Annotated in this window: 18 protein-coding genes; 9 read left to right on the top strand and 9 right to left on the bottom strand. The window is 57.3% G+C overall.

The window, feature by feature from the left end; all coding sequences use genetic code 11:
- The first annotated feature begins 497 nt into the window (after positions 1 to 497).
- The 4 genes from ACQZ45_RS01630 to ACQZ45_RS01615 all read left to right on the top strand — a co-directional run bounded on the left by ACQZ45_RS01630 (position 498) and on the right by ACQZ45_RS01615 (position 4,226).
- Positions 498 to 1,754 carry a TylF/MycF/NovP-related O-methyltransferase gene (locus ACQZ45_RS01630; RefSeq protein ID WP_448742125.1) on the top strand — a complete coding sequence of 419 codons (1,257 nt, stop codon included), beginning with the start codon at positions 498 to 500 and terminating at the stop codon, positions 1,752 to 1,754.
- A 369-nt stretch (positions 1,755 to 2,123) separates the two neighbouring features.
- A complete protein-coding gene (locus ACQZ45_RS01625) occupies positions 2,124 to 2,618 on the top strand; it encodes a YciE/YciF ferroxidase family protein (protein ID WP_003515270.1) in 495 nt (164 codons plus the stop codon).
- Between the two features lie 347 nt (positions 2,619 to 2,965).
- Positions 2,966 to 3,655 (top strand): fumarylacetoacetate hydrolase family protein, encoded by a 690-nt coding sequence (locus ACQZ45_RS01620; protein ID WP_112674356.1) that lies wholly within the window; start codon positions 2,966 to 2,968, stop codon positions 3,653 to 3,655.
- A gap of 37 nt (positions 3,656 to 3,692) precedes the next feature.
- Complete coding sequence (locus ACQZ45_RS01615) at positions 3,693 to 4,226, top strand: gamma carbonic anhydrase family protein (protein ID WP_013636159.1); 534 nt, start codon at positions 3,693 to 3,695, stop codon at positions 4,224 to 4,226.
- 39 nt (positions 4,227 to 4,265) lie between these two features.
- On the opposite strand, the gene zur is transcribed toward ACQZ45_RS01615, so the two are convergent.
- The 3 genes from zur to znuC are packed head-to-tail and all read right to left on the bottom strand — an operon-like array spanning position 4,266 to position 6,395.
- Positions 4,266 to 4,670 carry a zinc uptake transcriptional repressor Zur gene (gene zur / locus ACQZ45_RS01610; RefSeq protein ID WP_025593459.1) on the bottom strand — a complete coding sequence of 135 codons (405 nt, stop codon included), beginning with the start codon at positions 4,668 to 4,670 and terminating at the stop codon, positions 4,266 to 4,268.
- Positions 4,667 to 5,485: a zinc ABC transporter permease subunit ZnuB gene (znuB, locus tag ACQZ45_RS01605; RefSeq protein WP_113291667.1), complete on the bottom strand. Its 819-nt coding sequence runs from the start codon at positions 5,483 to 5,485 to the stop codon at positions 4,667 to 4,669. The genes zur and znuB overlap by 4 nt, the downstream gene beginning before the upstream one ends.
- The gene (znuC, locus tag ACQZ45_RS01600) at positions 5,478 to 6,395 is read right to left on the bottom strand and encodes a zinc ABC transporter ATP-binding protein ZnuC (protein WP_065687360.1); all 918 of its coding nucleotides are present in this window, start codon (positions 6,393 to 6,395) and stop codon (positions 5,478 to 5,480) included. The genes znuB and znuC overlap by 8 nt, the downstream gene beginning before the upstream one ends.
- A 104-nt stretch (positions 6,396 to 6,499) precedes the next feature.
- Between znuC and znuA the strand changes: the two genes are divergently transcribed.
- Positions 6,500 to 7,486, top strand: coding sequence for a zinc ABC transporter substrate-binding protein ZnuA (gene znuA / locus ACQZ45_RS01595; RefSeq protein ID WP_080798503.1), 987 nt, complete (start codon positions 6,500 to 6,502; stop codon positions 7,484 to 7,486).
- A 21-nt stretch (positions 7,487 to 7,507) separates the two neighbouring features.
- Here the strand turns inward: znuA and ACQZ45_RS01590 are convergent, their stop codons facing one another.
- Entirely contained in the window at positions 7,508 to 8,560 is a 1,053-nt protein-coding gene (locus ACQZ45_RS01590) for a LacI family transcriptional regulator (RefSeq protein ID WP_013636164.1), read from the bottom strand.
- Between the two features lie 499 nt (positions 8,561 to 9,059).
- Between ACQZ45_RS01590 and ACQZ45_RS01585 the strand changes: the two genes are divergently transcribed.
- From ACQZ45_RS01585 to ACQZ45_RS01575, 3 genes are all read left to right on the top strand, one after another.
- Positions 9,060 to 11,525 carry a glycoside hydrolase family 2 protein gene (locus ACQZ45_RS01585; RefSeq protein ID WP_113291666.1) on the top strand — a complete coding sequence of 822 codons (2,466 nt, stop codon included), beginning with the start codon at positions 9,060 to 9,062 and terminating at the stop codon, positions 11,523 to 11,525.
- 123 nt (positions 11,526 to 11,648) lie between these two features.
- Positions 11,649 to 12,680, top strand: coding sequence for an L-glyceraldehyde 3-phosphate reductase (mgrA, locus tag ACQZ45_RS01580; protein WP_003515285.1), 1,032 nt, complete (start codon positions 11,649 to 11,651; stop codon positions 12,678 to 12,680).
- A 192-nt stretch (positions 12,681 to 12,872) separates the two neighbouring features.
- Complete coding sequence (locus ACQZ45_RS01575; RefSeq protein WP_448742124.1) at positions 12,873 to 13,199, top strand: RcnB family protein; 327 nt, start codon at positions 12,873 to 12,875, stop codon at positions 13,197 to 13,199.
- Positions 13,200 to 13,267: 68 nt separating this feature from the next.
- On the opposite strand, the gene gndA is transcribed toward ACQZ45_RS01575, so the two are convergent.
- From gndA to ccoG, 5 genes are all read right to left on the bottom strand, one after another.
- On the bottom strand, positions 13,268 to 14,698 hold the full coding sequence (gene gndA, locus ACQZ45_RS01570; RefSeq protein ID WP_003515289.1) for an NADP-dependent phosphogluconate dehydrogenase: 1,431 nt from the start codon (positions 14,696 to 14,698) through the stop codon (positions 13,268 to 13,270).
- A gap of 158 nt (positions 14,699 to 14,856) precedes the next feature.
- Positions 14,857 to 15,015: a cbb3-type cytochrome oxidase assembly protein CcoS gene (gene ccoS, locus ACQZ45_RS01565; protein WP_003515291.1), complete on the bottom strand. Its 159-nt coding sequence runs from the start codon at positions 15,013 to 15,015 to the stop codon at positions 14,857 to 14,859.
- Positions 15,012 to 17,303, bottom strand: coding sequence for a cation-translocating P-type ATPase (locus ACQZ45_RS01560; protein WP_448742123.1), 2,292 nt, complete (start codon positions 17,301 to 17,303; stop codon positions 15,012 to 15,014). The genes ccoS and ACQZ45_RS01560 overlap by 4 nt, the downstream gene beginning before the upstream one ends.
- On the bottom strand, positions 17,300 to 17,800 hold the full coding sequence (locus tag ACQZ45_RS01555) for a FixH family protein (RefSeq protein ID WP_113291664.1): 501 nt from the start codon (positions 17,798 to 17,800) through the stop codon (positions 17,300 to 17,302). Before ACQZ45_RS01555 ends, ACQZ45_RS01560 begins: the two co-directional genes overlap by 4 nt.
- Positions 17,797 to 19,380, bottom strand: coding sequence for a cytochrome c oxidase accessory protein CcoG (gene ccoG, locus ACQZ45_RS01550; protein ID WP_113291663.1), 1,584 nt, complete (start codon positions 19,378 to 19,380; stop codon positions 17,797 to 17,799). Before ccoG ends, ACQZ45_RS01555 begins: the two co-directional genes overlap by 4 nt.
- A gap of 120 nt (positions 19,381 to 19,500) precedes the next feature.
- Here ccoG and ACQZ45_RS01545 point away from each other — a divergent pair, with 120 nt between their 5' ends.
- Positions 19,501 to 19,905 (top strand): SRPBCC family protein, encoded by a 405-nt coding sequence (locus ACQZ45_RS01545; RefSeq protein ID WP_065660931.1) that lies wholly within the window; start codon positions 19,501 to 19,503, stop codon positions 19,903 to 19,905.
- The last annotated feature ends 4 nt before the right edge of the window (positions 19,906 to 19,909 follow it).

Genomic DNA, 19,909 nt, shown 5'->3' with positions numbered 1-19,909 from the left:
TCATGACTCTCGGTCACTATCACGGCGAGAAGATAATAGACGTCTCGATTGATTATACCGCGCAGATCCTTTGAAAAAAAGGTGAGCGTGTAGTTTTTAACAAGGCGAAGAAATTCGACCACAACCCTAACGCTGAAGCATACACGGTTTCTCTAGACCGAAATCGATGAGGCTGGTGGGCTTGAACGGTTGAATTCGGATCGCTTAACGCTATCCGATGCGAGCGACCGCTAGGTCAAAAATTGTGGGCGATGCTGCCGCTCGTGACGAGCCTCAGCTCGTTCTGGGAACAATTCCCAAGGTCGCGCATTAGTGGTCGTAGACGGCACTAAACACGTACCAATACGCCAAGCAGCGCGGGCGTCGTCCAATTCTTAATGCAGATTACTTTTCGGGCTCATAGAGTCGGACCGAAGTTCGGTTCCGAAATGAGAAATTATATAATCGCCTGACCAGTATTCTCTGATCGACGTAATATTAATTTTTGTGGGGCGCGGATGAGTTTTGGTTCGAAATTTTTGAAAAGTTTGTTTCAAAGTTCTCGTGAGGCGGAGCTTGAAAAATCATGGCCGACTAATTTTTACTCAACTGTTCCACATCGCTATTCCGTAAATCTTCACAGGTACAAAAAGATAGAGGATCAGCTCGATCCCAAAGCATTGTCGAGCGGCTTTACTCACAATGAAGAGCATCATAAACGTGACATGAACCGCTTCTTCACGTTTTGCCTCATATATGATCAAATTAAAAAAGAAAATATATCGGGTGATATCGCTGAACTTGGAGTATATAAGGGAAACACATCTTATATATTAGCGAATTTCGCAAGGGCGCTGGGGCGTACTGCATATCTGTTTGATACGTTCGAAGGCTTCGATCCCAAAGATATCCAGGGCATTGATTCATCGATCCCCTTGCAGTTTTCCGATACCAGTCTTGAAAAGGTGCGGGAATTTGTTGGCGAGGACAATGTCGTCTACGTAAAAGGGTATTTTCCAGAGTCGGCTACGCAAATTCCGGACAACCTAACGTTTTCCGTCGTTCATCTTGATTGCGACCTCTACAATCCGATGATGAGTGCGCTGAACTATTTCTACCCAAGAATGGTCGAAGGTGGTTTTATCGTTGTCCATGATTATTCGAGCTTGCACTGGGATGGCGCCGAGAATGCAGCTGACGAGTTCTTTTCAGACAAGCCTGAATGTTTGATACCATTAGCGGACAGCGGCGGCAGTGCGATAGTGCGAAAGGCACGGGCATCCTCCGATAAATTCAACAATTGGCGAATTAAGCGACTTCATGATTTGTCGGTAGGAGCCTGGGTTTCCCCCCGACTTTTAAAAACTTATTTGAAAGACGGATGGGCGGAAGTTGAAGACTGGGGCGTCTGGGGCCTGGGCGAACGCCATACGATGTCCTTGATAATTCCATTCGTACCGGAAACGGACATTAGACTGATATTTGATGTCGATGCTCTCTTACTTGGCAGACGGATAGAGCAGACTGTTGCCGTTCTGGTCGATGGTACCAATGTTGCCGAGTGGAAATTTACATTCAAAAATAAACGTGGCGATCGGGAATTGATCATTCCTTTACACTTGCTGCGAAGGGACCAGAATGATGAATCTCCCCCGACAATCTTCTTCGAATTTAGACCCGAGTTTTTTACATCTCCACATTCACTGAAGCCATCTAGTGAGGATACGCGTCCACTTGGACTTGCGATTCACAAATTGAAGATAGAGGTTGAGTAGAGAAACTGACCATTGCCCCATTTCGAGAAGGTCTCGGGTCTTTTTTGCCGCTGGCTTTTCTGACGGGGTACGTTACCGGCAAGCGATGATCAACGATTGAGTTTTCCGAGGATCGTCTTGCAAACTCGCACATATATCAGGGCGGAGAACTCGGCCTCTGAACGATCGTCTGGTCGCTGGCGGTATCCACCTGCTCCTGCCGCAAAAGAAGATTAAGTTCGGTCGGCCAGCCGGGAATTCGTCTAACAAGGAGGTCGGGCGCGAATATGTGATTGTCTTTGTGTTTCGGCTACCAGGTGGTGACGGGAAGGGAACTAAGCCAGCAACTGCGCATTGTCTAAATGGTAGTCAACAAACCGGAGGCATCCCATGAAAACACTTGCGGACATTTTCGAGCACACATTGCAGGACGTCTACTACGCGGAGAACGCCATAACGAAAGCGTTGCCCAAAGTCGCGAAGGCAGCCAAAAGTGCCGAACTAAAGAAGGCCGCCGAGGATCACCTTGCAGAGACCAGGGATCAGATCAAGAAGCTTGACCAGGTCTTTAAATCCATTGGCAAGAAAGCCTCCGGGGAAAAGTGCGATGCCATTGAGGGCTTGATCAAGGAGGCCGAAGGTCTCATGGAGGAGGCAGAGGGAACTGCGCTCGACGCTGGCCTCTTGGCGGCCTGCCAGGCAGTCGAGCACTACGAGATCGCCCGCTACGGCTCGCTCCGCGAATGGGCGAAGGATCTCGGCCACGATGAAGCCCACAAAATTCTGAGCGAAATCCTCGACCAGGAGAAAGCAACCAACAACAAGCTGACTAACCTTGCGGTGACGGCCATCAATAAGACGTCCGCCGCCAAGAAAGCTGCGTAACTCGCGTTTGCGAAGGTCTCCCCAATTTGGGAGACCTTACTTTTATGAAAACTTAAAACGCGAGCCCTACCCCTCCTTCAAGTCTCATCTTGAGCCCACCTTACTGCAGCCTCGACGCGAGCCTACATTTCACACCTTGTTACCGCCGAATCGAGAGACCCGTAAGGGCTGCTATTTTCACTGACCAAATTCGATCATCGTGGGCCAAGGCAAAGATTTTTTCGCCGTTTGCAAGCGCTTGTCTGTACGGGAATTACCTCTTTGCAGCTGCGGTCATTTTGAACTGGAAATCGCCCAGGAATCGGGGGACAAGACTTGCAGTTCTAAAAAAGACGACAGGAAATCCCATGGCCGCCACCGTCATTCCAGTTCCAGAACCCGTTCTTCTGCCTGTAGAGGGCACAAACGAGATGTTCCCCGTGCGGCGGGTCTATTGTGTCGGCCGCAATTATGCCGATCACGCCATCGAGATGGGCCACGATCCTTCAAGGGAACCGCCGTTTTATTTCCAGAAAAATCCGGACAACCTTCTGCCTGCGGGTCAGGATTTCCCCTACCCTTCGCTTTCGTCGAACGTGCATTACGAAGTCGAATGCGTCGTGGTGTTGAAAAGCGGCGGTGCGGATATTCCGGCAAGCGATGCGCTGGGCCACGTCTGGGGTTACGCGGTTGGCATCGATATGACACGCCGCGACCTTCAGGATGGTTTGAAGAAGATGGGACGCTCGTGGGAGGGCGCAAAAGCGTTCGAATATTCCGCGCCGGTCTCCGCCATCGTTCCCGCAGACAAGATCGGCCATCCGTCGACCGGTGCGATCTGGCTCGATGTCAATGGTGAGCGCAAGCAGACAGGCGATCTTGCGCAGATGATCTGGAAAGTGCCGGAAGTGATTGCCGAGCTTTCCAAGCTGTTCACGCTTGCCGCTGGCGATGTCATCATGACCGGCACGCCCGCGGGCGTCGGCCCTATCGTGCGCGGCGATCGGATCGAGTGTGGTGTAGACGGTGTCGGCACGCTGTCCGTAACGGTCGCCTGATCGCTATCGGCGCATAATCCAAAGGGAGAGAACCGCCATGCCGCTTTATCGCCTCGCAGATCGGGTGCCGCAGACCCCCGCCACGGATCGCTACTGGGTCGCACCCGATGCGAATGTCATTGGCTCGGTGATACTTGCCGAGGATGTCGGCATCTGGTTCGGCGCGACGCTGCGCGGCGATAATGATCCAATCAGCATCGGTCGCGGCACCAATATTCAGGACGGCGTGATGGTGCACAGCGATCTCGGTTTTGCCGCCACGATCGGCGAAATGTGCACTATCGGCCACCACGCCATCATCCACGGCTGCACCATCGGCGACAATTCGCTCGTCGGCATGGGTGCAACGATCCTGAACGGCGCAAAGATCGGCCGCAACTGCCTGGTCGGCGCCAATGCGCTGGTGACGGAGGGCAAGGAGTTTCCCGACAATTCCCTGATCGTCGGATCGCCGGCGCGTGCCGTCCGAACGCTGGATGACGAGGCCGTCGCCAGCATCCGCCGCTCGGCGGAAAATTACATCGAAAACTGGAAGCGTTTTTCGAAGGATCTGGAAGTCATCGAAGAATGACGGATGGCGGGCAAGAACGCCCGCTGTCGCCAAACGGTGTTACCCCGCGCAGGCGGCACACAGACCACGAATTTCGATAGTGGTCTTTTCCGCTTTGAACTTGCTGTCCTTGACCCAGCGCTCGAGGCGATGGTCGATCTCGTGATCGTGGAACTCGTTCACCTGGCCGCAGGATTCGCAAATGGCAAAGGCGACGGTGCCATGATGATGCGAGCAGCATTCTGCCTGCGTGTGGGTGCAGGCAACAAAGGCGTTGAGGCTTTCAAGCCGGTGCACGAGACCATATTCCACCAGCTTTTCCAACGCCCGGTAGACCTGCAGCGGCGCGCGAAAACCATCATCGCGCAGCTTGTCGAGGATCACATAGGCGCTGAGCGGCGCATGCGCATTCGACAGGGCATTCATGACCAGCGACTGGTTTTTGGTAAGGTTCTGCGCATTCATGACTTGCCTCCTTCATCTGCGGAGCGGGAAAAACCCGGTGCCGGCAACAGGCTTATAACGAACAGGATCACGGCGGCAACCACGATGGACGGTCCTGATGGCGTGTCGTAACTCAGCGATCCGAACAGACCGCCAACGACGGCAACCGCTCCGATCAGAGACGCGACCACAGCCATCACCTCAGGCGTGGAAGAAAAACGTCTGGCTGTCGCCGCCGGTATGATGAGCAGCGATGTGATCAACATGATGCCGACCACCTTCATGGCGATGGCGATCACCAGCGCCATCAACAGCGTGAAGATGAGCTTGGCGCGTTCCGGGTTCAACCCCTCGGCCTCGGCCAACTCGGTATTGACTGTGGAGGCCAGCAGAGACCGCCACAGGAACACCATGGAAACCAGCACCACCAGCCCGCCGCCCCAGATCAGCGCGATATCGCTGCGGGTAACGGCCAGAATATCCCCGAACAGGAAGGAGACGAGATCGATGCGCACCCAGCTCATGAAAGCAACGATGACGAGACCGATCGCCAGCGCCGAATGAGAGAGTATGCCGAGGAGCGCATCGGCGGAAAGCGCCTGCCGCCGTTGCAGGAAAATCAGCAGGATAGAAACCGCCGAGGCTACAAGAAAGACGCTGACGATGAGGTTGATCTGCAACAGCAGCGACAGCGCAACGCCAAGCAGTGCCGAATGGGCCATCGTATCGCCGAAATAGGCCAAACGCCGCCACACAACGAAGCAGCCAAGGGGACCGGCGGTGAGCGCAACACCGACGCCGGCGATCATGGCGCGAACGAAGAAATCGTCAAACATGCCGCTCTCCCTGCTGGTGGCTTGAAGTGGCATGTCCGTCATGCTCGTGGCCGCAGCCGCAGTCCCCATGGTCATGATTATGGTCGTGATGCTGCTCATGCGCATGATGATGGCCATCATCGGGGTGGCAATGTTCGGTCACCGAACCATCCGCGTGCTGCACCCGGCCATCGGGCAGATGGGTGTGGTCGTGATGGTGGCTGTAAACGGCAAGCGCCTTGGCGGCCGACCCACCGAAAAGCCGCATATATTCCGGGCTCTGGCTCACCGCCTGCGGCGTTCCCCGGCAGCAGACATGACCGTTCAGGCATATTACGGTATCGGTTTCCGCCATGACCACATGCAGGTCATGCGAGATTAACAGAATTCCACAATTGTTTGAATTCCTGATATTTTTTATCAAATCATAAAGCGCGATCTCCCCGGAGAAATCAACGCCCTGCACGGGCTCATCGAGAACCAGCAGATCGGGCTTGCGCGCAATGGCGCGGGCAAGAAGCGCCCGCTGGAACTCTCCGCCAGAAAGATGCTGCACCTCCGCGTTTGCCAGATGCGCGATACCCGTGGCGTTCAGCGCGGCGTCGATTTCGCGCGCGGGAAGCGGCCCGGTCAGCGTCATCAACCGGCGCACAGAAAGCGGCATGGTCCAGTCGACAGAGAGCTTCTGCGGCACATACCCGACCCTCAGACCGGCAATGCGCGATACCGCGCCCTCGCTCGGCTTCAAGACCCCGATCGCCATTTTCGCGCTGGTTGATTTGCCCGAACCGTTCGGCCCGATCAACGTGACGATCTCACCCTTGCTGACGGAAAACTCCACGCCGCGCACGAGCCAGCGACCGTTGCGCTGCACGCCGGCATTGGAAAGTGACACCAGTATCTCTTTGCCCTCATGGGCGGAATGAAGCATGGGATTGTCCGATCGGCGATGTTGCTTACCGCTATCGCATACGTTATAGAGTTACGCAATAAATGTAATAACATAACTATACTTCTTCAAGTGGAGTGCATTTCATGAGATCGTTCGTGATCCCGCTCATGGCATCGGTAGCAATAGCGGCGGCCGCCTCCGGCGCCACCGCCGCCCCAAATGTCGTGGTCTCGATCAAGCCTGTCCATTCCCTCGTCGCGGCAATCATGCGTGGCGTGGGCGAACCGCAACTCATTGTCGACGGCGCCGCCTCACCGCATACCTATAATCTGCGGCCTTCCAATGCCCGCACGCTGGAAAAGGCCGATCTGGTCTTCTGGGTCGGGCCTGGACTGGAGGCATTTCTGCAGAAGCCGCTGGAGGCGTTGACCAGCAAGGCAACAGTGGTCGAACTGGAAGACGCCAAGGGGCTGGAAAAGCTTCCCTTCCGCGAAGGCGGCCCTTTCGAGGCGCATGACGATGGCGAAGAGGCCCATGGAGAACATGCCGGCCATTCGGACAGCGAAGACGCTCATGATCATGATCATGCGCACGATGACGGCGACCATGAACACGGCGCGTACGACACTCATCTGTGGCTCGATCCGGCCAACGCCAAGGCCATGGCCCAGACGATAGAAACCGCGCTGATTGCCGCCGATGCCGGCAACGCGGAAACCTATCAGGCCAATACGAAAAAACTGATCGACGATCTCGATGCGCTCGACAGCGAAATTGCGGAAACGGTCAAGCCTGTGAAGGACAAACCCTTCATCGTCTTCCACGATGCCTATCAATATTTCGAGCATCGCTACGGCGTAAAAACGGCGGGATCGATCACCGTCAGCCCCGAAACCCTGCCCGGTGCCGATCGCGTCAGGGAGATGCAGGAAAAGGTTCGCCAACTTGGCGCGACCTGCGTTTTTGCCGAACCGCAATTCGAGCCGAAACTGATCTCCGTCATAACCGAAGGCACGGCGGCAAAGTCTGCAACGCTCGATCCCGAAGCGGCCACGCTTGAACCGGGTCCTGATCTCTACTTCAAGATGATGCGCGGCATCGCCGGCTCGCTGAAGGATTGCCTGTCCTGATCCGGACAGGCGTTCCTTCTATCAAGGCTTCGGCGCCATTGAGGACCAGACCGGGCGGCTGACGCTTTGCAGCGTTTCTGGCGGCGCACCGTTGATGCGTGCCAGCAGAGCCTTGGCAAGCTCCCTGCCCGCAAGCTTTATGTCCTCGTTGACTGTGTGGATTTGCGGCTGGATCCAGTTCAGGAATTCGGCGGACTGTTTCGACACGATATCGATATCCTTGCCGATCCTGACACCGGCTGCCTCAAACCCCGCCACAAGCGCAATCGTGCTGCTGCCGCTGATGGAGACAATGCCGTCAGGGCGATCGTCTGATTGCATCAGGCGCTTGCCGAAATCGCGGATCTTGTCGAGCGGCGTCTCGATGGTGATGGCATCCAACGGGAATTCGGAAACGCCGAAATCCCTGATACCGCGGGTGAACCCCTTGCGGGCGTGGTCGTGGAACGCAAACCGCGATGGCGGCACGATGATGGCGATCCTCTTTCGCCCACATTGCGCCAGCCGCTCCACGGCCTCATAGGCATAAGCCTCGTTATCGAAATCGTGATAGGCGTGCTCAATGCCCATGTCGGACCGCCCATGGGTAACGAAGGGCATTTTGCGCTCCGTCATGAAACGGACGCGCGGATCGTTCGGCTCGATTTTGGAGATAATGACCCCGTCCGCCGAACCGGTTTCGAGAATGTAGCGGATCGGCACCATGGAATCCTTGGCGTGGGTGTGAGGGGTAACGACGAGGTGATATTGCGTCGTCGCCAGGACCTCGGTGATGCCGAATACCATCTGGCTGGTGAAGCCCATCAATTCCTCGTCGACGCTCAGCACCAGCGCGATCACATTGGTCTTGCCGGTGCGAAGGCGCACACCAGCTCGGTTCGGCTGGTAACCGATCTGCTGGGCAATCAGCCGCACGCGCTCCTTGGTTTCCGCGCCGATGTCAGGCGCATCCTTCAGCGCGCGTGACACGGTGGTGATGCCAAGACCCGTCATGTAGGCGATGGTCTTCAAGGTCGGGCGCTCACCTGTCGTCGCCTTCGCTTCGTCCCTGCCAGAATTACCAGTATCGTTCATGTCATTTCGCCACGCTTTGCAGAACAATAATCATAGATAGCTTTTCGTTTCTTGCAAAGGCAAACGTCGCCGGTCGCCATCACACCCGATCCGGTCTTCGGGCCTTTGGCTATAACGATGTAGGTCGTGAAAAATATCGAACAGACTTATCCCGGATTACCGACCTTACGCGCTCTCGAAACTTCCGCTCGAGAGAGAAACAATGCCAATAAACTAGATTAAATAGTATCAATAATTAATTGATATTAATAAATAAAAGTCAATAGATATCAAGGCATCCGTGCCCGTGGTTTTCCAATAGTACCAACGGGCATTTTTCGCGCATGAAGTTTCACTCCGAAGGCATGACGGAACGATTGTTTTACGGTAACGTTGCCGGAGGGAGGAGATTGCCGAGCTGAGCGAGCTGGATAACGGCTGGCTGGCGGGCATGCATCTTCCCCAGATTCCGACACAAGCCTGCGTCATAATGGCCAGCTTATCTTATTTGAATTCGTCCATGCAGGGTCCCATCATGATTTCTTCCTCCACGCGCGAAACCGTCATCGATCTGGCCGGGCTCTGGCGCCTGACCTCGGTGGAAGGAGACTACACGACCAACCTTACCGTGCCGGGAGACGTTCACAGCGCACTCAAAAACGCGGGCATCATTCCAGACCCCTATCACGGTGCCAATGAAAATGCGGTGCAATGGGTCGCGCATCGGGACTGGATCATAGAGCGGACCTTCATCCTCGATGACGCCGATGCCAGCTGGTATCTCGATATCGATTATCTCGATACCGTCGCGATCGTCTTCGTCAACGATGTCCCGGTCTTGAGTTCGGACAATTGCTTCCGACGTTACCGTCCCGATGTGTCTCGCGCCGTGCGGCCCGGTGAAAACACCATTCGTATCCATTTCCACTCCAACATCGCAGCGGGGGCGGAACGGCAGGCGCGACAACCTTTTTACATTCCCTATCATGAGGGCAACTCGCCGATTGCCAACGGCAACATGTTGCGCAAGCCACAGTGCCATTTCGGCTGGGACTGGAATATCGCGATTGCTCCGCTCGGCCTTTACGGCAAAATCCTGCTGAAGCGCCTCGATACGGCACGGGTCGAACACGTCGTCACCTCACAACATCATGTCGAGGGCGGCGTCGAGCTGCATGTGGCAATCACGCTGTTTGCCGAAGGTCCGGCGAGCCTTCCGCTCTATCTTTCCCTCAACGATGAAAGGCTGCGGCTTGATTGCGGCGTGGGTGCGGGTGAGACGGTGGTGCGCCACGTCTTCTTCGTGGAAGATCCCGCGCTCTGGTGGCCGGCGGGCAGCGGCGAACAGACGCTCTACACGCTGACGGTGGAGTTACCGGATGAAACCGTCACCCGCAGGATCGGCTTCAGGACCATTGAACTTCTGACGGACAAGGATGAGGCCGGTAGCCGATTTGCCTTCCGCATCAACGGTCGGGAAATCTTCTGCCGTGGCGCGAACTGGATTCCATCCGATGCGCTTTATTCGCTGACCAGCCGCGAAAAAACCGAAGACCTTCTATGTTCGGCCGTCGAGGCCAATATGAACATGATCCGCGTCTGGGGCGGTGGATTTTACGAGGAAGACTGGTTCTACGATCTCTGTGACCGTCTCGGTCTTCTGGTCTGGCAGGATTTCATGTTCGCCTGCAATCTTTACCCCTGCAGCGAAGACTTTCTCGACAATGTCGAACACGAGGTCGACTATCAGGTAAAACGCCTGTCCTCCCATCCGTCCATCGCGCTCTGGTGCGGCGACAACGAATTGGTGGGTGCCCTCACCTGGTTCGAGGAGCCCCGCAACAACCGCGACCGTTATCTCGTGGCTTACGACCGCCTCAACCGCACCATCGAAAAGGCGCTGAAAAAAGCCGCCCCCGAAGCACTCTGGTGGCCCTCCAGCCCGGCTTCAGGCTACCTCGATTATGGTGATGCCTGGCATGCGGATGGTTCCGGCGACATGCATTACTGGTCCGTCTGGCACGAAAACAAATCGTTCGACAATTACCGCTCGGTCAAGCCACGCTTCTGCTCCGAATTCGGTTTTCAGTCCTACACCTCCATGCCTGTCATCCGCACCTATGCGGAAGAGAAAGACATGAACATCGCCTCCCCGGTGATCGAACTGCACCAGAAGAATGTCGGCGGCAATGAGCGCATCGCTGGCACCATGTTCCGCTATTTCCGCTTTCCGAAGGATTTCGAAAATTTCGTGTATCTGAGCCAGGTGCAGCAGGCGCTGGCCATCCGAACCGCGGTCGACTACTGGCGCTCGCTGAAACCCCATTGCATGGGAACGCTCTACTGGCAGCTCAACGACACCTGGCCGGTTGCCTCATGGTCGAGCCTGGACTACGGCGGCGGCTGGAAGGCGCTGCACTATGCTGCCCGCCGGTTCTTCCAACCGGTCTCGGTTTCCGCCATTCCCTCGGAAGACGGGCGCCGGTTAAGTTTCTCCATGGTCAACGACACGGCGGAAGATGTCGAGATCGACATGAATATTGTCGCCCTCACCATGGAGGGTAACCGCGTGCCGCTGAAATCTGCCAACGGCACGTGCGGTACGGACAAGGCGGCGACGCTGACCGAAATCGACATGGACAGCCTGCCTGATGGTTCCATTCTTGCCTGGAACTTCATAGCATCCAACGGCATGACAGGCGAAGGCCATCATGTGCGCGACACCTACAAGTCTCTGGAGCTACAGCCCTCTGGACTGACGTTCTCCACCGGCACATTGAAAAACGGCCAGCTCGAAATCGATGTCACCGCAGCAGGTCTTGCCCTCTTCGTCATGCTGGAGGCCGATCAGCCCGGGCGTTATTCCGACAATCTGTTCGATCTCGCAGCGGGCGAAACACGCCGGATCATCTTCACCCCGAAGGCGGGCAGCGGGCAGCCGCAGTTCCGTATCTTCGATCTTTATACCTGCCAATCCTCGCATTGAAACCACGCGGCGAAAGGCTTAACCATCCTTAGCGGAACGGCAGGCAACGTTGCGCCTGCCCTCATCTTTCAAAGGTTTGCCGGCTTCTCCGGCAACCATTCATCAGCAAGTGGAGGAAGACCCATGGTTTGGCAACCGGCCGAAAACCGATATACATCCATGAAATACAATCATTGCGGAAAGACTGGCATGAAGCTGCCGGCGATCTCGCTCGGGCTGTGGCACAATTTCGGCAACGACACACCGCACCAGACCAAACAGGCCATTTGCCGCCGCGCCTTTGACCTCGGCATTACCCATTTCGATCTGGCCAATAATTACGGCCCACCACCCGGCAGCGCCGAAACTGCCTTCGGCGAAATCCTGAAGACGGATTTTAGAGGCTACCGCGATGAAATGGTCATCTCGTCCAAGGCGGGCTACAACATGTGGCCCGGTCCTTACGGCGAATGGGGCAGCCGCAAATATCTGATATCGTCCTGCGACCAGAGCCTGAAGCGCATGGGGCTGGACTACGTTGATATCTTCTACTCCCACCGTTTCGATCCCAACACGCCGCTTGAGGAAACCTGCGGCGCACTGGACCAGATCGTGCGCTCGGGCAAGGCGCTCTATGTCGGCATCTCGTCATACAACTCGAAACGCACCCGTGAGGCCGCCGCGATCCTGAAAGATCTCGGCACGCCCTGCATCATCCACCAGCCGAGCTACTCCATGATCAATCGCTGGATCGAGGAAGACGGTCTGGTCGATACGCTGGAAGATCTTGGTATTGGCTCCATCGTCTTTTCGCCGCTGGCGCAGGGCATGCTGACGACGAAATATCTGGGTGGCGTGCCTGATGGCAGCCGTGCATCGCAGAGCAAGTCACTCAACCCCGCCTTCCTCAACGAGCGCAATGTCGAAAACATCCGCGCGCTCAATCGCATTGCCGAGCGGCGTGGCCAAACGCTCGCGCAGATGGCTATCGCCTGGGTGCTGCGCGGTGGTCGCATCACGTCGGCGCTCATCGGTGCGAGCCGTGTCGAACAGGTCGAGGATTGCGTCAAGGCGCTCGACAATGCCGATTTCTCCACAGAGGAGCTTGCGGAAATCGACGGTTACGCGAAGGACGCGGATATCAACCTCTGGGCAAAATCCGCTGAACGCGTTTAATACTTGAAACAGGGTGCCCGGTTTCCACCGGGCAGCCTGATCGACGCAAAAGCTGGACTGAAATCTCCAACAGAAAGATTAACGTCCCCGTCTAACCATTAACAACCATTACATAAATGTAATTTTAAATTCAGTTTCCGTTCATTCGTTTATTCGTAAGTTCTCCTTATCGAAACACGAGAGGAAACATTCATGAAAAAGTTCGTCACCATTCTTCTGGCCGCAACTGTTCTTGCTGCTCCAATGGCCCAGGCACAAAGCCGCCACGACGATCGTCATCGCGGTGTAACCGTCGAGCGTCACACGACCACCAAAAAGGTCATCGTCAAGAAGCACCGTTGGGATCGCGGTCAGCGCCTCTCGCCGGCAGAGCGTCGTCATTTCGTCGACCGCCGCGACTATCGCCGTTACCGCCTGGCAGAGCCGCGTCGCAACCAGCGCTGGGTACGCGTCGACAACCAGTTCCTGCTCATCAACGCCGTCACCGGCCTGATCGTCGGCCTTTCTGCGGCACGCTGAGTAAATCGACGGATGATATGAAAAAGGCCCGCTTGCGCGGGCCTTTTGTCGTTTATCGTTATAGCCGATCAGAAAATGTCGGCGCCGCTGCCCCACGGGCCATGCGGCTTGTCGACACCGTCGGTGCGTTCGAAGCCATGCGCCCCGAAGAAATCGCGCTGCGCCTGAATAAGGTTTGCGCTGCCGCGGGCGCGACGATAGGCGTCGAAATAACCAAGCGCGGAAGCGAGTGCCGAAACCGGCAGACCGGAGAGAACCGCGTAGGAAACGACACGGCGCAGGGCGGCGTCGGTGTCCTTGACGATGCCGGAGAAGGCAGGCGTCACGATGAGGTTGGCCACATGCGGATCCTTGGTGAAGGCCGAGGTGATCTCATCGAGGAATTCTGAGCGGATGATGCAGCCGGCGCGCCAGATGCGGGCGATCGTCGGCATCGGCAGGTTCCAGTTGAACTCCTTCGATGCGGCCGACATGACGGCAAAGCCCTGTGCGTAAGCACCGACCTTGGCGGCCAGAAGCGCGCTTTCCAGATCGGCGATAAAGGCCTTTTTGTCAGCCGGTGCAGCTGCAACGGTCGGCAGGCCGAAGATCTTCTCGGCAGCTTCGCGCTCGTCCTTCTGCGACGACAGGATACGGGCAGCCACGGCGGCCTCGATGGCAGTTGCGGCGACGCCCATGTTCTGCGCCTCGATAACCGACCACTTGCCTGTGCCCTTCTGGCCGGCCTTGTCGAGGATCAGATCGACCATCGGCTTGCCGGTGATCGGATCGGCAGCGCGCAAAACCTTCTCGGTGATTTCGATCAGGTAGGAGTTGAGACGGCCCTTGTTCCATTCACCGAATACATCGGCGATTTCAGACGCACTCATCTTCAGGCCGTCACGCAGGATGCCGTAGATTTCGGCGATCATCTGCATGTCGGCATACTCGATGCCGTTATGGATCGTCTTGACGAAATGACCGGCACCGTCGTTGCCGAGCCATGCCACGCACGGATCGTCATTATACTTGGCGGAAATGGAGGTCAGAACCTTCTCGACGCGCTTCCAGCTATCTTCGGTACCGCCGACCATGATCGACGGTCCGTGACGCGCACCTTCTTCACCGCCGGAAACGCCCATACCGATAAAGGTTAGGCCGCTATCCTTCAGATTGTCGAAACGGCGGATCGTATCGCGGAAATTCGCATTGCCGGCGTCGATCATGATGTCGCCGTTCGAGAGATGCGGCTTCAGGATTTCCATCTGCTGGTCAACCGGATCGCCGGCCTTGATCATGATGATGATCGGGCGCGGAGGACGAATGGCGGCGACGAATTCCTCGATGGTTTCGCAAGGGATCAACTGCCCCTGCAAGTCCCCAGCCTCGGCGTAGAATTTTTTCGTCGCTTCAGGGGTTCGGTTGAATACGGCAATCTTGTTGCCCTTTTCCGCGATGTTCAACGCCAGGTTCGAGCCCATGACGCCGAGACCGATCAAACCGATTTCTGCCTGTTCCACGGATGTGCCTCCATCTTGCTTTTAGGTGGTCGTGTTGTGGCACTGTAATGAACAAACGGCAAGGCTAGGGGCGACTGAAACGATTAAATTTTGATGACGCAAATCAGCTTTGCATATTTGCGACAGGTCGGGGGAAGGTCGTAACCAATGCGCCTCCCCTAGGAAGGTCGTGGCCGGTCATCGCCATCGTCCAGCGCTCGCCAGGCAGCGCCGTCCATATCCTCATATTGCCCTGATCGCACCGACCAGAGGAAGGCGAAAAGCCCGAGCGCTCCGAGAAACAGGGCGACGGGGATGAGATAGATCAACATGTTCATGCCGGTTGCGCCCCCTCGCCCGCAAATCCGGTCGGCACGCTCTGTTGCGCAGACACGGCTTCAGCCGTTCCGGCAAGACGCAGCGCATTTGCAACAACGACGAGCGACGATGTCGACATGGCGATGGCCGCGATCATCGGCGTCGCATAACCGGCAATCGCAATCGGCACGGCAATGACATTGTAGCCGATGGCAAGCGCGAAATTCTGCCGGATAAGCCGTCCGGCCCGCCGCGATGTCTCAATGGCGACAGGAACGGCATCCAGATTCTCGTGCATGAACACGAAGTCGGCGGCCTGCCGGCCGATATCGGCGGCGGTTGCCGGTGCCATGGAAACATGTGCTGCGGCCAGCGCCGGCGCATCATTAATGCCGTCGCCCACCATCAGAACCTTGCGTCCCTCGCCTGCCAGTGCCCCACAGCGCCCCGCCTTGTCTTTCGGCGACAGGTCCGCGTTCCATTTCGCAATGCCCAGACGCTGCGCCATGGCCTTCACGGCCGGGACCCGGTCACCGGACACGATTTCCAGCACCAGTCCTCGCGTAGAAAGGCTGCGCAGTGCCTGTACGGCGCCAGGACGCGGATTGTCCTCGAAACCGAAACTCGCCAGATACCCGCCGTCAAGCGAAAGCACCACTTCCGATCGCGCGTCGCCGTTTTCCATTTTCGATTCATCCGGGCAGGCAAAACGGCGGTTGCCAAGCCGGTAGGTTCCCGCCGGCGTGAGAGCCTCAACACCGGAACCGGGAATTTCACGCACCGCTTCGTAGACCGGTAAAATTCCGCCATAGGCTGCATGCAGGGCTTTGGACAGCGGATGGCGTGAATGGGCGGCAAGGCCAGCCGCAATCGCCATCGTGGCGGGGTTCACATCGCCGGTTTCCACCAGTCGCGGCTTCCCGACCGTCAGGGTGCCTGTCTTGTCGAACAGAACGGTGTCGATTTCGGCCAGTCGCTCCATCGCCGAGCCTTCCTTGACCATGATGCCATGACGAAAGAGCCGGCCTGCCGCCACAACCTGCACCACCGGAACAGCAAGGCCAAGCGCACAGGGGCAGGTGATGATGAGAACCGCAATCGCGATCAGCATCGCCTGCTTCCAGTCACCGCCCAAAACGCCCCAACCGAGAAATGTCATGAGAGCAAGGAGATGTACGACGGGCGAATAATAGCTCGCGGCACGGTCGGCAATCCGCCGATAGCGCGCACGCCCCCCTTCCGCCGCCTCCATCAGCCCGATCACTTCCGACAGAAACGAATCCTTTGCCGATGCGGTCACCCGCGCGGCGAGCGAACCGGTGAGATTGAGCGTGCCTGCCTGAAGCAGATCGCCCGCCTCCACCCGACGCGGCGCGCTTTCGCCGTTGACAATGGACATGTCGAGATCGCTGCTTCCGCTAATGACCATCGCATCCACCGCCACGCGGTCACCGGCAGCAATCGCAATCGTCATACCGGGTAGCACATCGCCAAGCGGGCGATATTCCCGCGTTCCGTCCTCACCGATAACGGTTGCGCCGCGTGGTGAAAGCCGGGCCAGGCCCGCAATGGCCGAGCGCGCCCTGTCACGCATGATATGGTCAAGCGTGCGGCCGATCAGCAGGAAGAACAGCAGCGACACGGTCGCGTCAAACCACGCATGTCCGCCATGATGAATCGTCTCCCATAGCGAGATTGCGTAGGATAGCGTGATGGCGAGCGCAATCGGCACATCCATATTGGTGCGGCCATGCTTCAGCGCATTCCAGGCCGACTGATAGAAGAACCGGCCGCCATAGATCAGCGCCGGCGCGGCAATCATCGCCGAAATCCAGTGGAACATGTCACGCGTCGCGGCATCGGCCCCGGACCAGACGGACACGGATAGAAGCATGATATTGGCGGAAGCAAAGCCGCAGAGCGCCACCGCCCTGATCAGTTGCGAGCGCAACACGTCCGAAGCATCCTGTCCGCTCGCGAAAAGATGCGTCCGGTATCCTGTTGCAAGGATTGCGCGGGCAAGTTCTGCGGGATTTGTCCTGATGCCATCGACATACTCTTTCCAGACAATCGCCACCCGTTTAGAGGACAGGTTCACGCGCGCCTGCTCCACCTGGCGGAGACGGCGCAGCGCGGTTTCGATGGTGGTGATGCAGGCGCCGCAATAAACGCCGGGCACGCTGAGATCTGTCTGGCGCAGCCCCTGCCCCAGATCGCGGCTTGCCAGCATCAGCTCCTCTGATGATGGTGGGTTGACCGGTTCGCCGAGTTGAAGCGACCCTTCCGTTCCCGGTGCACAGCAGCTCATTGACGCCCCCTGATCACCGCGATCCGCGTGCCTTCATGCACGATGATCCTGCCGTCTTTTACGGCAGTGACCTCGACGATCCATTGGCCGGGCAGCATGTCATGCGGGCCGGTGAAGACCCCGGTAGACACCGGGGTCAACTCCATCTCGAAATTCTGGTGCTCGCCGACCGGCCGGCGAAAACGCGCCGTTACGGTATCCGTATCCACAGGGCCGGTATCTGGATGAAACACCTCGTAGCGCACGGTCTTTTCATCCACCACCAGCCTGCCCTTGATGCCGGTCGCGGCCCTTGCCTTGGCGGCCTCGGCCTTGGCGTTGAACTGCTGGCTGGCAACATAGGTATTGGCCACCACCAGCCCGCTCCAGCTGGTGACAGCGTTCCAGGCCATCACCATGTTGACGGTGATGACGATGCCGAAAAACATCACCATAACACCCAGCATATGCCAGCCGGTGAAAATGAAACCGGACGTCTGGCGATTGGTCGTTGTCATTTTTTCACTCCCGGAGCGTTGAAGACGGCGTCGTAACGGGCCGTCTCATGGCCGCCCGTATCGCTGACGATGAATTCGAAATTTTCAGCAGCACGCGCGACGTGACTGCTCGGCAGGGTGACGAACACCTTCAGCGTTGTCGCCTCGTCCGGTTCCACCATCACCTCGAAGCTGCGAGAGGCTGCATCCGGCACGCCGTTTATCTTCATCACCGCACTTGGAATGCCCTCTATCGTCAGGCTCATTAGGCGCGGTTGCGGCACCATGTTGAGGATGCGAACGGTATAGCCGTTGCGGATCGAGCCATTCGATTCCAGCACATATTGCGGGTTGCGGTCGTGCAGCACATTCAGAGCCAGCCGCTCGCGCGTCACCAGCGCAAACAGCAAGCCGATGCCGACTGCAGCCCATATTGCCGTGTAAAGAAGCGTGCGCGGGCGAAAGACGATGCGCCAGTCGAAATGGCGAATGCTGTTTTTGAACCCGCCGTCCTCGTTGCGCACATTCGCAGGCCGGATTGCGTGCTGGCCGTTGCCGGTCGCAAGCGCCATGTTGGACTGGTATTCGGACAGCGTCGCATAGGCGATCAGCCCGCGTGGCTTACCAATCTTGTCCATCACCCCATCGCAGGCATCGATGCAGAGCGCGCAGGTGATACATTCCAGCTGCTGCCCGTCCCTGATGTCGATGCCCATGGGACAGACTGCGACACAAGCATTGCAATCGACGCAATCGCCGACGCTCTCCCCTGTGGCCGCAGCCTTTTTGGCGTGCCTCGTGCGAGGTTCACCGCGCCAGTCATTATAGGTCACGACCAGCGAGTTCTCATCCAGCATCGCCGCCTGAATGCGCGGCCAGGGACACATATAGGTACAGACCTGCTCCCGCATCAGCCCGCCGAAAACATAGGTCGTGGCGGTGAGTATCGCGACGGTCGTATAGGCGATCATCGGTGCCTGCCCCGTCATGAACTCCCTCGCCAGCGTCGGTGCATCGGCAAAATAGAAGATCCATGCCCCGCCGGTCAAAACGCCGATCACCAGCCAGATTGCATGTTTTATCGCCCGCTTGCGCAGCTTGCCGAACGTGAAAGGTGCTGCATCGAGCTTCATGCGGGCATTCCTGTCGCCCTCGATCGCCCGCTCGACGACCAGAAACAGGTCCACCCAGACGGTCTGCGGACAGGTATAACCACACCACGCGCGTCCCACGGCGGAGGTTATGAGAAACAACCCCAGACCCGCCATGACCAGCAATCCCGCGACGAAAAAGAACTCCTGCGGCCAGATTTCGATGAAGAAGAAATAAAAGCGCCGGTTGGCAATATCGATCAGCACCGCCTGGTCGGGCGCATAGGGACCGCGATCCCAGCGCAGAAACGGCGTCAGATAATAAATGCCGAGCGTGACCAGCATGACCAGCCACTTGAACCGCCGGAACCGGCCCTCCGCGCGCTTCGGGAAAATTTTCTTGCGCGCTTCATAAAGGGGTTTACGCGTTTTTGCGGAATTGACAGCCTCCGCTTCCAGCCTTTCGACGGGCTGTTGCGGGCGGTCCTGTCCGACGGGATAGATGTTCATGATTGCAGTCCGTTTTTATCTCCTTGCTTTCTCCCATCTCACCGGCGAAACATCCTTGACTTACATCAAGCGCGGACAAAGTGGCGCAGCCTGCGGCCTGCATTAAACAGGGAGGATGAGATGCCAGTCATGCAGTCAAAAATCATTCATCTGTCGGTGGAAAAACCATGGAGCCATGTCTTTGATTTCGCCTCCGACCCCCAAAACATGCCGCACTGGGCCGCCGGTCTAGCAGGCGGTCTTAAACCAGACGGCGAGGACTGGATCGCCGATGGTGGCCCGTTGGGTGAGGTCCGCGTCAATTTCGCGCCCTTAAACGAATTCGGCGTGATAGACCACGTCGTAACATTGCCGGATGGCATGAAGGTGTATAACGCGCTGCGGGTAACACCGAATGGCAGCGGTGCCGAAGTCAGCTTTACCCTGCTTCGCCTGCCGGACATGACGGAAGAGGATTTCGAACGGGATGCGGAGATGGTCCGGGCCGATCTGGAAACACTGAAGTCGCTGCTCGAAACGGATTGAAGGA

Source organism: Agrobacterium sp. 16-2014-1-2a, assembly GCF_053522705.1.
This window is presented reverse-complemented; position numbering and strand designations above follow the sequence as displayed.

Bases quoted from the DNA above. Each gene is read 5' to 3' on its own strand.
- ACQZ45_RS01630 (WP_448742125.1), top strand. From the start codon at position 498: ATGAGTTTTGGTTCGAAATTTTTGAAAAGTTTGTTTCAAAGTTCTCGT.
- ACQZ45_RS01625 (WP_003515270.1), top strand. From the start codon at position 2,124: ATGAAAACACTTGCGGACATTTTCGAGCACACATTGCAGGACGTCTAC.
- ACQZ45_RS01620 (WP_112674356.1), top strand. From the start codon at position 2,966: ATGGCCGCCACCGTCATTCCAGTTCCAGAACCCGTTCTTCTGCCTGTA.
- ACQZ45_RS01615 (WP_013636159.1), top strand. From the start codon at position 3,693: ATGCCGCTTTATCGCCTCGCAGATCGGGTGCCGCAGACCCCCGCCACG.
- zur (WP_025593459.1), bottom strand. From the start codon at position 4,670: ATGAATGCGCAGAACCTTACCAAAAACCAGTCGCTGGTCATGAATGCC.
- znuB (WP_113291667.1), bottom strand. From the start codon at position 5,485: ATGTTTGACGATTTCTTCGTTCGCGCCATGATCGCCGGCGTCGGTGTT.
- znuC (WP_065687360.1), bottom strand. From the start codon at position 6,395: ATGCTTCATTCCGCCCATGAGGGCAAAGAGATACTGGTGTCACTTTCC.
- znuA (WP_080798503.1), top strand. From the start codon at position 6,500: ATGAGATCGTTCGTGATCCCGCTCATGGCATCGGTAGCAATAGCGGCG.
- ACQZ45_RS01590 (WP_013636164.1), bottom strand. From the start codon at position 8,560: ATGAACGATACTGGTAATTCTGGCAGGGACGAAGCGAAGGCGACGACA.
- ACQZ45_RS01585 (WP_113291666.1), top strand. From the start codon at position 9,060: ATGCAGGGTCCCATCATGATTTCTTCCTCCACGCGCGAAACCGTCATC.
- mgrA (WP_003515285.1), top strand. From the start codon at position 11,649: ATGGTTTGGCAACCGGCCGAAAACCGATATACATCCATGAAATACAAT.
- ACQZ45_RS01575 (WP_448742124.1), top strand. From the start codon at position 12,873: ATGAAAAAGTTCGTCACCATTCTTCTGGCCGCAACTGTTCTTGCTGCT.
- ccoS (WP_003515291.1), bottom strand. From the start codon at position 15,015: ATGAACATGTTGATCTATCTCATCCCCGTCGCCCTGTTTCTCGGAGCG.
- ACQZ45_RS01560 (WP_448742123.1), bottom strand. From the start codon at position 17,303: ATGAGCTGCTGTGCACCGGGAACGGAAGGGTCGCTTCAACTCGGCGAA.
- ACQZ45_RS01555 (WP_113291664.1), bottom strand. From the start codon at position 17,800: ATGACAACGACCAATCGCCAGACGTCCGGTTTCATTTTCACCGGCTGG.
- ccoG (WP_113291663.1), bottom strand. From the start codon at position 19,380: ATGAACATCTATCCCGTCGGACAGGACCGCCCGCAACAGCCCGTCGAA.
- ACQZ45_RS01545 (WP_065660931.1), top strand. From the start codon at position 19,501: ATGCCAGTCATGCAGTCAAAAATCATTCATCTGTCGGTGGAAAAACCA.